Source organism: Streptomyces sp. NPDC026377 (assembly GCF_055567715.1).
In genome coordinates this window covers 264,864-277,941 of sequence record NZ_JBVHPV010000009.1, presented here as the reverse complement: position 1 = coordinate 277,941, position 13,078 = coordinate 264,864, and the positions used below count along the sequence as shown (strand labels likewise).

10 protein-coding genes are annotated in these 13,078 nt (G+C 72.2%); 6 read left to right on the top strand and 4 right to left on the bottom strand.

Annotation, left to right across the window (positions count from 1 at the left end):
* The first annotated feature begins 28 nt into the window (after positions 1–28).
* Together ACZ4MU_RS20820 and ACZ4MU_RS20815 are read left to right on the top strand one after the other, a co-directional pair.
* Positions 29–1,771, top strand: coding sequence for a pyruvate dehydrogenase (locus ACZ4MU_RS20820; protein WP_467878529.1), 1,743 nt, complete (start codon positions 29–31; stop codon positions 1,769–1,771).
* Between the two features lie 363 nt (positions 1,772–2,134).
* A complete protein-coding gene (locus ACZ4MU_RS20815) occupies positions 2,135–2,584 on the top strand; it encodes an ATP-binding protein (RefSeq protein WP_467878526.1) in 450 nt (149 codons plus the stop codon).
* Between the two features lie 53 nt (positions 2,585–2,637).
* On the opposite strand, the gene ACZ4MU_RS20810 is transcribed toward ACZ4MU_RS20815, so the two are convergent.
* On the bottom strand, positions 2,638–3,696 hold the full coding sequence (locus ACZ4MU_RS20810; RefSeq protein WP_467878524.1) for a DUF2637 domain-containing protein: 1,059 nt from the start codon (positions 3,694–3,696) through the stop codon (positions 2,638–2,640).
* Between the two features lie 193 nt (positions 3,697–3,889).
* A complete protein-coding gene (locus ACZ4MU_RS20805) occupies positions 3,890–4,726 on the bottom strand; it encodes a (2Fe-2S)-binding protein (RefSeq protein ID WP_467878521.1) in 837 nt (278 codons plus the stop codon).
* Between the two features lie 134 nt (positions 4,727–4,860).
* Here ACZ4MU_RS20805 and ACZ4MU_RS20800 point away from each other — a divergent pair, with 134 nt between their 5' ends.
* A complete protein-coding gene (locus ACZ4MU_RS20800) occupies positions 4,861–5,763 on the top strand; it encodes a GntR family transcriptional regulator (protein WP_467878518.1) in 903 nt (300 codons plus the stop codon).
* Between the two features lie 348 nt (positions 5,764–6,111).
* Here the strand turns inward: ACZ4MU_RS20800 and ACZ4MU_RS20795 are convergent, their stop codons facing one another.
* Together ACZ4MU_RS20795 and ACZ4MU_RS20790 are read right to left on the bottom strand one after the other, a co-directional pair.
* Entirely contained in the window at positions 6,112–6,906 is a 795-nt protein-coding gene (locus ACZ4MU_RS20795) for a hypothetical protein (protein WP_467878515.1), read from the bottom strand.
* Between the two features lie 191 nt (positions 6,907–7,097).
* A complete protein-coding gene (locus ACZ4MU_RS20790) occupies positions 7,098–8,774 on the bottom strand; it encodes a PucR family transcriptional regulator (protein WP_467878513.1) in 1,677 nt (558 codons plus the stop codon).
* A 259-nt stretch (positions 8,775–9,033) separates the two neighbouring features.
* Between ACZ4MU_RS20790 and ACZ4MU_RS20785 the strand changes: the two genes are divergently transcribed.
* The 3 genes from ACZ4MU_RS20785 to ACZ4MU_RS20775 are packed head-to-tail and all read left to right on the top strand — an operon-like array spanning position 9,034 to position 12,919.
* Positions 9,034–9,924 carry an FAD binding domain-containing protein gene (locus ACZ4MU_RS20785; protein WP_467878511.1) on the top strand — a complete coding sequence of 297 codons (891 nt, stop codon included), beginning with the start codon at positions 9,034–9,036 and terminating at the stop codon, positions 9,922–9,924.
* Between the two features lie 2 nt (positions 9,925–9,926).
* Positions 9,927–10,520, top strand: coding sequence for a (2Fe-2S)-binding protein (locus tag ACZ4MU_RS20780; RefSeq protein ID WP_467878508.1), 594 nt, complete (start codon positions 9,927–9,929; stop codon positions 10,518–10,520).
* A gap of 5 nt (positions 10,521–10,525) precedes the next feature.
* Positions 10,526–12,919 (top strand): xanthine dehydrogenase family protein molybdopterin-binding subunit, encoded by a 2,394-nt coding sequence (locus ACZ4MU_RS20775; RefSeq protein ID WP_467878506.1) that lies wholly within the window; start codon positions 10,526–10,528, stop codon positions 12,917–12,919.
* Positions 12,920–13,078: the final 159 nt, after the last annotated feature.

Here is a 13,078-nt window from a genome sequence, read left to right as displayed (position 1 = left end):
GACGGCGGCCCGTGGATGAATGGGAGCCATGGCCAAACAGAACGTGGCAGAGCAGTTCGTGGACATCCTCGCCCGCGCGGGGGTGCGGCGGATGTACGGCGTCGTCGGCGACAGCCTCAACCCCGTCGTCGACGCCGTCCGCCGCACCCCCGGCATCGACTGGATCCAGGTCCGCCACGAAGAGGTCGCCGCCTTCGCGGCCGGCGCCGAGGCCCAGCTCACCGGCACCCTCGCGGCCTGCGCCGGTTCCTGCGGCCCGGGCAACCTCCATCTGATCAATGGCCTCTACGACGCCCACCGCTCGATGGCCCCCGTCCTCGCCCTCGCCTCCCAGATCCCCTCCTCCGAGATCGGCCTGGGCTTCTTCCAGGAGACCCACCCCGACCACCTGTTCCAGGAGTGCTCGCACTACTGCGAGCTCATCTCCAGCCCGAAGCAGATGCCCCGGCTGCTCCAGACGGCCATCCAGCACGCCATCGGCCAGGGCGGGGTCAGCGTGGTCGCGCTGCCGGGCGACATCGCCTCCGAACCCGCCCCGGAGAAGGCCGTCGAACACGCGCTGGTCACCGCGCTGCCCTCGGTGCGCCCCGGCGACGCGGAGATCGACAAGCTGGTGCGGCTGGTGGACGGGGCCAAACGGGTGACGCTCTTCTGTGGCAGCGGCACCGCGGGTGCGCACGCCGAGGTGATGGCCTTCGCCGAACGCGTCAAGGCCCCCGTCGGCCACGCGCTGCGCGGCAAGGAGTGGATCCAGTACGACAACCCGTACGACGTCGGTATGAGCGGGCTGCTCGGGTACGGCGCCGCCTACGAGGCCACCCACGAGTGCGATCTGCTCATCCTCATCGGCACGGACTTCCCGTACAACGCGTTCCTGCCCGACGACGTCAAGATCGTGCAGATCGACGTCCGGCCCGAGCGGCTGGGGCGGCGCTCGCAGCTCGCGCTGGGCGTGTGGGGCGACGCCAGGGAGACGCTGCGCTGCCTCACCCCGCGCGTGAAGGCCAAGACCGACCGGCGCTTCCTCGACAAGATGCTGAAGAAGCACGCCGACGCGCTGGAGGGAGTCGTCAAGGCGTACACCCGCAAGGTGGACAAGCATGTGCCGATCCATCCCGAGTACGTCGCCTCCGTCCTGGACGAACTCGCCGACGACGACGCGGTGTTCACCGTCGACACCGGGATGTGCAACGTCTGGGCCGCCCGCTACCTCTCGCCCAACGGCAGGCGCCGCATCATCGGTTCGTTCAGCCACGGCTCCATGGCGAACGCGCTGCCGCAGGCGATCGGCGCCCAGTTCACCGACCGCCGCCGCCAGGTGATCTCGATGTCCGGCGACGGCGGGTTCTCCATGCTGATGGGCGACTTCCTCACCCTCGTCCAGTACGACCTGCCGGTGAAGATCGTGCTGTTCAACAACTCCTCGCTCGGCATGGTGGAGCTGGAGATGCTGGTGGCCGGGCTGCCGTCGTACGGAACGGACAACCACAACCCCGACTTCGCGGCCATCGCCCGCGCGGCCGGTGTCTACGGTGTACGGGTCGAGAAGCCCAAGCAGCTCGCGGGCGCCCTCAAGGACGCCTTCCGGCACAAGGGGCCCGCCCTCGTCGACGTCGTCACCGACCCCAACGCGCTCTCCATCCCACCGAAGATCAGCGCCGACATGGTGACCGGGTTCGCACTCTCGGCGGGCAAGATCGTGCTGGACGGCGGGGTCGGCCGGATGCTCCAGATGGCCCGTTCCAATCTGCGCAACGTGCCCCGGCCGTAGACCGGTCAGGCAGGTGTCCACCCGGCGGCCCGGCGATGGGGTGATACTCCCTGGTCGGCGCGTCTCCCATCGGGGTGGCCGTAAAGCGTGCGCACCCACGGGCGTTCACGGCTCCCCACACGTGAATCGTGGGCGCGCGGCCCTCTTGACCCTGTGACTCGCCTGTGAGTAAGGGGTGTTGCCATGAAGTGACCCCCTCGCCCGTGACCTGGCCGCATCCCGGGCGCCGACCGGGGAACCGATCCGGGTGTGTATCCCGTCGGTTGTTGCGGAATCACCATGCGTGACGGGGGGTCACCTGGGCATGCATCCCGTGAGGGTGTGCGAGACGGAAAGGGACGTGACGACGTGCGGGTGGGGGCTATGACTGAACGTCAGGGAGGGGGCGGGCCCGGGGCGGGCGGGGCGTTCCTCGGGACGAGCGCGCGTGCGCTGCTCCAGGGACAGCTGCGGTACAGGGTGGGGCGGTCGGACCTCACGGCGGTGGCCGAAGTGCGGCGCGCGCTACGGGAGTTGCTGGGCCACTGGAAGCCCACCGGGCCGGTCGAGGTGGCCGAACTGCTCACCTGCGAGCTGGTGACCAACGCGCTCATCCACACCGACCAGGGAGCGGTGGTGACGGCCACGGTCGCTCCGGCGGGGCTGCGCGTCGAGGTGCACGACTCCGCCCCGGACCTCCCCGAGCCGTACGTACCGTCCGCCGACGACGGTACGCACGGCAGGGGCCTGCTCCTCGTGCAGGCGCTCGCGGACGCCTGGGGCGTGCGCGCGCACGAGGCGGGCAAGGTGGTCTGGTTCGAGCTCGGCGGCTAAACGGCGTGAGGCCGCTCCCGCCACCGGCGTCCGGCTGAGCCCACGGGCCGCGCTCAGCCGAACTGCTGCTCCAGATCCTTGAGCTTGCGCTCCAGATGGTCCAGACGCGGCAGCGTCTGGGTGTCGTCCTCGGCCGTGAGGTCGACGGTGCGGGACGCCGCCGTGGACTCAGCGTCCATGACGGCCTGAAGGGAGGGCCGGTTGCGAAGAGGCAGCTGTCCCGGCTCTGGTATGGCGGGCTCCGCGACAGCCTTCGGCTGCCCGGAGCCCGCGCCCATGGACGGGACGTCGACCTGACGGCCGCCCGGCCGTCCCCGGCCCATGTTCCTGCCCTGCCGGCTGAGCGCCTTGAGGTGGGCCCGCTCCAGCTTCTCCTGCTCGCGTCGGCGCAGCCGGTTCTGCTCCTTGGCGCGCCGGTCCTCGCGTACCTCCTCCACCGCCTCGTCCAGCGTCCGCACCCCTTCGAGGAGCATCAGCGACCAGGCGCCGAAGGTCTCCCTGGGGGCCCGCAGCCACCGGACGATCCGGATCTGCGGCAGCGGGCGGGGCACCAGGCCCTGCTCGCGCAGCGCCGCCCGGCGGGTCTGCTTCAGCGCGCGGTCGAAGAGCACCGCCGCCGAGAGCGACATCCCCGCGAAGAACTGCGGGGCGCCCGCGTGGGCCATGCCGCGCGGCGCGTGCACCCAGTTGAACCAGGCCGCCGCGCCCGCGAACGTCCACACCAGCAGCCGCGAGCCCAGCGCCGCGTCGCCGTGGCTGGCCTCGCGCACCGCCAGCACCGAACAGAACATGGCCGCGCCGTCGAGGCCGAAGGGAACGAGGTACTCCCAGCCGTCCGTGAGGCTGAGGTTCTGCCGGCCGAAGCCGACCAGACCGTGGAAGGAGAGCGCGGCGGCGACGGCCGCGCAGCAGAACAGCAGCACATAGGAGGCGGTGCCGTAGACGGCTTCCTTGCGGCGCCGGCGCTCCTCACTGCGTTCCCAGCTGTCGTCGCCGGACGCGCTCTCACCCGCGCGCTTGCCACGCGTGAGGACGACCAACGCCACGACGACCCCCACGATCATCACGCCGCCCGGAAGCAGCCAGTCCAGAGATATGTCGGTCAGTCGCATGCGGTGTCCCTTGAATCACGTAAGGCGTTCCGGGCGCCATAGTGCTCCTGCCGCGCGCGGCCGCAGGCGTTTTCGGGGGAAGAGGACGCCATTGGCGGCCGGTGGCATACGGATAGGTGTGATCTGCTCGAACTGGCGTGGTAGCGCGCCGAGTTGAGTTCGAAGGGGACTCACCCGAAGGGGTGGCGTGGGTTCAGGACGCGGCGCTCAGCTTGGCCACCCGGTCGGCGTCGCACGTACGCGGGCAGGTGACGCAGGTGTCCTCGGGGCGCAGGGTGTAGAAGAGGCAGCAGCTTGCCCGGTCGCGGGTCGGCAGCGGCTCGCCGGCCGGTCCGCTCAGCTCGCGGAAGCCCGCGGCGCCCACGTACGGCTTGGTGGAGCCGGGCAGCAGCCGCTCCAGCTCGGCCATCCCCCGGCGCTCCTCGCCGAGCAGCGCCGCCACGTACCACAGACCCTCGACGACCTCGTCGGTCGCCATGCCCCACAGTGCCCGCCTGCCGCGCCGCATCCGGGATCCGAAGCCGTCGAGCACCGGTCCGAGGTGCTCGGCGACGGCCGCGCGGACTTCGGCGCGCAGCGCCTCCTCGTCCGGGACGACCCGCGCGCCGGGCAGCGCCGCCGCCGGGTCCCCGGGCAGGCACGCGAACTCCCGCACCCGCACGGTCAGCCGCCCCAGCGTGCGCTGGAAGGACACGGCCTCGACGGGCACCCGCGGCACCCGGCGGTGCAGGAACCATGGAACGGTGATCAGCAGGCAGGCGGGCCAGGCGTACCGGTGGAAGCCGAAGGAGGCGATGACGTCGGGGCGGGCGCGCTGTCCGTAGTCGCGCAGGACCTGCTCGTCGTCCCAGCCGAGGAAGGCCTCCAGCGCGTCCCCGCCGGAGGCGAGCTGGTCCGCGCCGACCCAGCCGGGGGAGCGGGGCGCCCGCTCGCCGTCCGCCAGCTCCTGGACCCGGACGCCGGGGTAGACGTCGGCGAGGCGTGCGTAGGACGCGGCCAGGGGGCTCGGGAGCAGCGTCGACACAGTCATGCAGGGACCACCGAATCACGATCGTTTGCAGGTAAGGCTTACCTTAGCGGATGTGCGCGATGTTTGAACTGTCGCTTTGTCCGCCTATGGTGCTGGGGGACGTACCGAGCGGTAGGAGAAGGGGAGGGCCTGGGGTGGAGCGGGGCGGAGCACGCGAGGCGGCGGTACCGCCGCCCGGGGCTGCCCGTGTGCCCGCCCAGGCCCGGGCGGAGGGGGGCCCCTTCGGGGTGGAGGTACGGGAGGGGGCGGCCGTGCGGGGGGCGTCGTCCGGGCGGGGGGTTTCCGCTGTACGGGGCGGTTCTGCTGTACGGGATGCTTCGGCCGGACGGGAAGCCCTGTCCGTACGGGACGCCTCGTCCGTACCGGACGCTTCCGCGCGCGGTGAGCACACCCACAGTGAGCCGTCCGCGCCCCGGGTCCGTCGGCACTCGGTGCGCGGCCAGATCCTGGAGGCGCTGCGGTCCGCGCTGGTCGACGGCGAGCTGGTGCCGGGCGAGGTGTACTCGGCGGTGGCACTCGGCGAACGCTTCGGCGTCTCGGCGACCCCGGTCCGCGAGGCGATGCAGCGCCTGGCCTCCGAGGGGGCCGTCGAGGTCGTCCCGAACCGGGGTTTCCGGGTCACCGAGCGCACTCCGCTCGAACTGGCCGAGCTGGCCGAGGTCCGCGCCCTGATCGAGGTGCCGGTGATGCTGCGGCTGGCCCGGACCGTGCCCGCCGCGCGCTGGGCCGAGCTGCGGCCGCTGGCGGAGGCGACCACGCAGGCGGCGGCGGTGGGGGACCGGGCGGGTTACGCGGAGTCCGACCGGGCCTTCCACCGGGCGGTGCTCGCGCTCGCCGGGAACCGGCAGCTGCTTCAGGTGGCGGAGGATCTGCACCGGCGGTCGCAGTGGCCGCTGACGGCGGCGCCGGTCGCCCGCAGGGCGGACCTGGTGGCGGACGCGGCGGAGCATCTGGCGTTGCTGGATGCGCTGAGTGCGCAGGACTTGGGTGTGGTGCAGGCGTTGGTGCGGGAGCATTTCACTGGGTCGGCGCTGTAGGTTCGCTTTGCTGGGAGCGGTGGCGGGTTGCCCGCGCCCCTTTTCGCCCGGGCTTTGTCTGCGGGTGGTGGTGGGTTGCTCGCGCAGTTCCCCGCGCCCCTTCAGGGCCCCGGACTTCGTCCGTGGAGCGTGGTGGGTTCCTCGCCCCTTGAAGCCAGTGGCCGAGCGGCGTTCTCCGGCCGTGGTGGACTACCTGGGGGCGCGGGGAACTGCGCGACCAGCCCCCACCGGGCCGCAGACGAACCCCGGGCAGCAAGGGGGCGTGGGGAACTGCGCGACCAGCCCCCACCGGGCCGCAGACGAACCCCGGGCAGCAAGGGGGCGTGGGGAACTGCGCGGCCGCGTTGTTCAGGTTGTCGCCGGGGCTGGGGTCAGATGGGAGGACAGCCAGGTGGGGACGCCGCCCAGTAGGCGGAACAGGCGGGCCGCCTCCGTGCGCAGACGGGTCGCCTCGGGCTCGGGCTCGGCCTCCGCCAGGGCCGCGAGCGCCGGGGCCGTACCGACCAGATACCCCAGCTCCTCCCGGATCCGCAGCGACTCCGCGAAACCGTGTCTGGCCTCCGCCAACTCCCCGTCCCGCAGGGCGAGTCCGGCCAGATGGCGCCAGGTGAAGGAGAGCAGCAGGGTGTCACCGTGCGCGGTGGCGCCCGCGTGCGCGCGGCGGTACGCGGCCCGGGCCGCCTGCGGCGCGTCCGCCACGTTCTCGGCGAGCAGCCCCCGCCGGAAGTCCAGCAGCGCCCGCCCCCTCGCCGCCGGGGCGATCAGCGCGGCGGCCCGCCCCAGCGCCGAGCGGGCCTCGTCGGCGCGGTCACGCACCCCGAGCAGCGTCGAGGCGTACGCCAGCTGCCCCCGCTCGCACGCCGCGGCCCCCCGCTCCTCGTCGTCCCCGGCCACCGCCTCCGCGCCGCGCAGCGCCTCCTCGGCCTCCGCCCAGCCGTCCCCGGTGTACAGGCACCGCTCGGTGAGCAGCGCGGCCCGCTGGAGCGCCGCGGCGGGCTCCGCGCCGTGCGGTTCGAGCAGGGCGGCCGCGTCCGTCCAGCAACCGCGCGAGCGCAGCCGCCACACGGCGGTCTGCAGCGGATGGAGCGGAGCGAGCGGATCCCCGTGCTCCGCGTTCTCCGCAGTCGTTCCGGAATCAGACATGGCGGAGTACGCCACGTTGCCCTCCCCGAGCGCGCCATCGAGCCGTTGAGTCCGAGCTGTTGGGTCGTGTGGCGAATCTCAGCACGGATTGGCACGCCGGGCCAAGGGCCACGCGTGAATTCCTTCACAAACGGCGAATTGCGGTGCGTCGCGGTGGTGTTCCGGCTCCGTCGCGCCGCCCGCGCGCCCCCTCAGCTCATCCGCAGGGCCAGGAAGAAGTCCAGCTTGTCCTCCAGACGCGAGAGATCACGCCCCGTCAGTTGCTCGATCCGGCCCACCCGGTAGCGCAAGGTGTTGACGTGCAGATGCAGGCGCGTGGCGCAGCGGGTCCAGGAGCCGTCGCAGTCGAGGAACGCCTCCAGGGTCGGGATCAGCTCGGCCCGGTGGCGCCGGTCGTAGTCGCGCAGCGGGTCCAGCAGGCGGGCCGTGAAGGCGCGGCGCACGTCGTCCGGGACGAACGGCAGCAGCAGCACGTGCGAGGCGAGCTCGTGGTGGCCGGCCGCGCAGACCCGGCCCGGGCGGGCCGCGGCGACCCGGCGTGCGTGCCGGGCCTCCTCCAGCGCCCCGCGCAGCCCCTCGGCCGAGTGCACCGCCGCGCTGACACCCAGTGTCAGGCGGCCGTCGTCGGCGAGGCCCGCGGAGAGCGGCGCCTGCACCGCCGCGAGCAGCGCGTCCGCGTGCAGCCCGGCCTCCGTGCCCTCCGGGGCGACGGCGGGCAGCGGCACCAGCGCGATGGCCTCGTCGCCCGCGTGGGCGACCGCGATCCGGTCGGAGGAGTCCGAGCCCGCGACGGCGGGGTCGACCAGGATCTCCTCCAGGAGGGCCTGGGCGACCGGGCCGCCCGCGACCTCCGCCGCGGTGGCCGCCGCCTGGCTCCAGTCGACCCGGGCCACGATGACCTGCCAGTGCGGCGCGGAGCCGAGGCCCGGCAGGAGCACCGGGGCGGCAACCCGCAGCCGGGCCGCGATCTCGGCGGGCGCGGCCCCGGTCTGCACCAGCTCCAGCACCTCCTGGGCGAGCCGGCGGCGTACCGTACGGGCCGCGTCGCGGCGGTCGCGCTCCACGGCGATCAGCTGGGTGACGCCCTGGAGCAGGTCGAGCCGGGCGGCGGGCCAGTCGGCCGCGTCGGCCTCCACGGCCAGCAGCCAGTCCGACAGGACCGTCTCGCGCACGTCACGGGCGGCGGGCGCCGCCCCGCGCCCGCTGTGGCGGATGGGGAAGAGCGAGTACGTGGTGCCGTGCACCACGGCCCGGTGCGGGCCCCGGCGGCCGGTACGGGTCGCGCCGAGGTGTTCACCCGCGAGAGTGGCGGCGACGGCCGGGGCGAGCGGCTCGCCCGCGCCCGCGATCTGCCGCCCGGTCGGGGAGAGCACCCAGGCCCGCAGGTCCAGGTCGGAGCCGAGCAGGTCCAGGACGACCTCGGGGCCGCCGCCCGCCGGGCCCGAGGTCATCAGCCGCCGGTGCCGGTCGACCACGGCAGCCAGATCCCCGGCCCGCTCCCCGGAGACCTGGCGCACCACGTGCTCGGTGATGGTGGCGAAGGCGACCGACTCGTTCACCGCGAACAGCGGCAGCCGGTGCTGTGCACACGCACGGATCAAGTCATCCGGGATCGCGCCCAGCTCGGCCTCGCCGGCCGCCAGGCCCACCACTCCGGCTCCGGCCAGGATCCGTACGAATGGCTCGGAATCGTCGGCGTCGCGGCGCCAGGCGAGGCCGGTGAGGACCAGCTCGCCACCGGAGAGATAGCGGCTGGGATCGCGCAGGTCAGTGGTCATCACACCGCGTACGGTGCGGTCCAGCTCGTCCTCGCCGCCGAGCAGCCGCAGCCCCAGCGCGTCGGTCTCCAGAAGTGCGCGCAGCCGCATCGCGTGTCGCCGCCGATCTGTCTTGTTGTTGCCGGTGGAAAGCGGTGGGGTTACTGAGCACCGCCTTTCATACGAATCTACAAGACGTAGATGGAGACCAGCCAACTCCTTCATGGTTTCGGTGACTGCACCCGGCGGAGTGAGGCTTGTGTACTGGGGCCACACCGCGTTAACAGCACATGAACGACTTCATCAGCCAAGGGCCGGCCGTCCCCGGGACCCGCGCGAACGACCCCGATTGAGAAGAAGAGAGCCACTCATGGACTTCCTTCGCCCCGCCAGCTGGGAGGAGGCGCTCGCCGCCAAGGCCGAGCACCCCACGGCTGTGCCCATTGCGGGTGGCACCGATGTGATGGTCGAGATCAACTTCGACCACCGCCGGCCGGAGTACCTTCTGGACCTGAACCGCATCGAGCTGCTGCGCGCGTGGGAGACCGGCGAGGAGACCGTACGGCTCGGCGCGTCCGTGTCGTACACCCAGATCATGGAGAACCTGCGGGCCGAGCTGCCGGGTCTGGCGCTCGCCTCGCACACCGTCGCCTCCCCGCAGATCCGCAACCGCGGCGGTGTCGGCGGCAACCTCGGCACCGCCTCCCCGGCCGGTGACGCCCACCCGGCGCTGCTCGCCGCGGGCGCCGAGGTCGAGGTCGAGTCGGTGCGCGGCTCGCGGCTGATCCCGATCGACGAGTTCTACACCGGTGTGAAGCGCAACGCGATGGCGCCGGACGAGCTCATCAAGACCGTCCACATCAAGAAGGCGGACGGCCCCCAGCAGTACTCCAAGGTCGGCACCCGCAACGCGATGGTCATCGCGGTCTGCGCCTTCGGCCTGGCCCTGCACCCCGAGACCCGGACGGTCCGCACCGGCATCGGCTCCGCCGCCCCGACCCCGGTCCGGGCGAAGGCCGCGGAGGAGTTCCTGAACGCCGCGCTCGACGAGGGCGGCTTCTGGGAGAGCGGCAAGATCATCACTCCCTCGATCGCCAAGCAGTTCGCGGAGCTCGCCTCCGCCTCCTGCAACCCGATCGACGACGTACGAGGTACGGCCAAGTACCGCCGGCACGCCGTGGGCATCATGGCCCGCCGCACGCTCGGCTGGACCTGGGAGCAGTACCGCGGCACCGGCCGCTCGCTTGAAGGAGCTGCATAACCATGCGCGTCAATTTCACGGTCAACGGCCGCAAGCAGGAAGCCGACGACGTCTGGGAGGGCGAGAGCCTTCTGTACGTCCTGCGCGAGCGCATGGGCCTTCCGGGTTCGAAGAACGCCTGCGAGCAGGGCGAGTGCGGCTCCTGCACGGTCCGCCTCGACGGTGTGCCGGTGTGTGCTTGCCTGGTCGCGGCCGGTCAGGTCGAGGGCCGCGAGGTCGTCACCGTCGAGGGCCTGGCGGACTACGCCAAGCACCGCGACAACGCCCACCCGGGCGGTTCCTGCGCCTCCGGTGCCTGTGGCACCTCCGTCGACGCCGCCCAGCGCTGGCAGGCCAGGCCGCAGGACGGCCGCAGCAGCGAGACCGGCGAGCTCTCCGCGATCCAGCAGGCGTTCATCGACGCCGGAGCCGTCCAGTGCGGCTTCTGCACCCCGGGTCTGCTGGTGGCCGCCGACGAGCTCCTGGAGCGCAACGCCTCCCCGTCCGACCAGGACATCCGCGAGGCCCTCTCCGGCAACCTCTGCCGCTGCACCGGTTACGAGAAGATCCTCGACGCGGTCCGCCTCGCGGCCGCCCGTCAGGAAGAGGCGGTCTGACGATCATGGCCACCACTGGTACTCCCACCAACATCACCCAGGGCTCCAAGACCAAGGGCGGCATCGGCGAGTCGACGCTGCGTCCGGACGGCACCCTCAAGGTCACCGGTGAGTTCGCGTACTCCTCGGACATGTGGCACGAGGACATGCTCTGGGGCCAGACCCTGCGCTCCACGGTCGCCCACGCCGAGATCCGGTCCATCGACATCTCCGAGGCCGTCGCGATGCCCGGCGTCTACGCCGTGCTGACCTACGACGACCTGCCGGCCGAGATGAAGCACTACGGCCTGGAGATCCAGGACACCCCGGTCCTGGCCCACGGCAAGGTCCGCCACCACGGCGAGCCCGTCGCCCTGGTCGCCGCCGACCACCCGGAGACCGCGCGCCGCGCCGCCGCCAAGATCAGAATCGAGTACGTGGAGCTGCCGGTCGTCACGGACGAGGCGTCCGCGACCGCGCCCGACGCGATCCTGGTCCACGAGGGCCGCGACGACCACCACATCGGCCACGTACCGCACCCGAACATCGTGCACCGCCAGCCGATCGTGCGCGGGAACGCCGACGAGGCCGCCAAGCGCGCCGACGTCATCGTCAAGGGCGAGTACACCTTCGGCATGCAGGACCAGGCCTTCCTCGGCCCCGAGTCCGGTCTGGCCGTACCGTCCGAGGACGGCGGCGTCGAGCTGTACGTGGCCACCCAGTGGCTGCACTCTGACCTCAGGCAGATCGCCCCCGTCCTCGGCCTGCCCGAGGAGAAGGTCCGGATGACGCTCTCCGGCGTCGGCGGCGCGTTCGGTGGCCGCGAGGACATCTCGATGCAGATCCACGCCTGCCTCCTGGCGCTGCGCACCGGCAAGCCGGTCAAGATCGTCTACAACCGGTTCGAGTCCTTCTTCGGCCACGTCCACCGCCACCCGGCGAAGCTCTACTACGAGCACGGCGCCACCAAGGACGGCAAACTCACGCACATGAAGTGCAAGATCGTCCTGGACGGCGGCGCCTATGCGTCGGCCTCCCCGGCGGTCGTCGGCAACGCCTCCTCGCTGAGCGTCGGCCCGTACGTGATCGACGACGTCGACATCGAGGCGATCGCGCTCTACACCAACAACCCGCCCTGCGGCGCCATGCGCGGCTTCGGCGCGGTCCAGGCGTGCTTCGCCTACGAGGCCCAGATGGACAAGCTGGCGGCCAAGCTGGGCATCGACCCGGTCGAGTTCCGGCAGCTGAACGCCATGGAGCAGGGCACGATCATGCCGACCGGGCAGCCGGTCGACTCCCCGGCCCCGGTCGCCGAACTGCTGCGCCGCGTCAAGGCCCGTCCGCTGCCGCCCGAGCAGCAGTGGGCGACCGCGGGTGAGCAGGCCGACGTGCGCGCGCTGCCCGGCGGTCTGTCCAACACCACGCACGGCGAGGGCGTCGTACGGGGTGTGGGCTACGCGGTCGGCATCAAGAACGTCGGCTTCTCCGAGGGCTTCGACGACTACTCCACCGCCAAGGTGCGCATGGAGGTCGTGGGCGGCGAGCCCGTGGCGACCGTGCACACCGCGATGGCGGAGGTCGGCCAGGGCGGCGTCACCGTCCACGCCCAGATCGCCCGCACCGAGCTCGGTGTCACCCAGGTGACCATCCACCCGGCCGACACCCAGGTCGGCTCCGCCGGTTCCACCTCGGCCTCGCGCCAGACGTACGTCACCGGCGGCGCGGTCAAGAACACCTGCGAGCACGTCCGCGAGGCCGTCCTGGAGATCGGCCGCCGCAAGTTCGGCTCCTACCACCCGGCCTGGGCGACGGCCGAACTCCTCCTGGAGGGCGGCAAGGTCGTCACCGACGGCGGCGAGGTCCTCGCGGACCTCGTGGACGTCCTGGAGGACGAGGCGGTGGAGCTGGAGCTGGAGTGGCGCCACCGCCCCACCGAGGCGTTCGACCTCCGTACCGGCCAGGGCAACGGCCACGTCCAGTACTCCTTCGCCGCGCACCGCGCGGTCGTCGAGGTGGACACCGAGCTCGGCCTCGTCAAGGTCGTCGAGCTGGCGGTCGCCCAGGACGTCGGCAAGGCGCTCAACCCGCTGTCCGTCGTCGGCCAGATCCAGGGCGGCACCACCCAGGGCCTGGGCGTGGCGGTCATGGAGGAGATCATCGTCGACCCGAAGACCGCGAAGGTGCGCAACCCCTCCTTCACGGACTACCTCATCCCCACCATCCTCGACACGCCGACCATCCCGGTCGACGTGCTCGAACTCGCCGACGAGCACGCCCCGTACGGGCTGCGCGGCATCGGCGAGGCCCCGACCCTGTCGTCCACCCCGGCCGTCCTCGCGGCGATCCGGAACGCGACGGGTCTGGAGCTGAACAGGACCCCGGTCCGCCCCGAGCACCTCACGGGCACCGAGGCCTCCTGATCCCCTGAACCCTCCGGGCGGTGCGCGCCACCCGGGAACGTCACACTTCCCCGCCGCCCGCACCGCCCGGAGCCCCGAAGTACCGCACCGCTCGCGGTCCTTCACCCGCACCACCCGTATCACCGGCACCATAAGCAGCACCCGTACCACCAGCAGCAC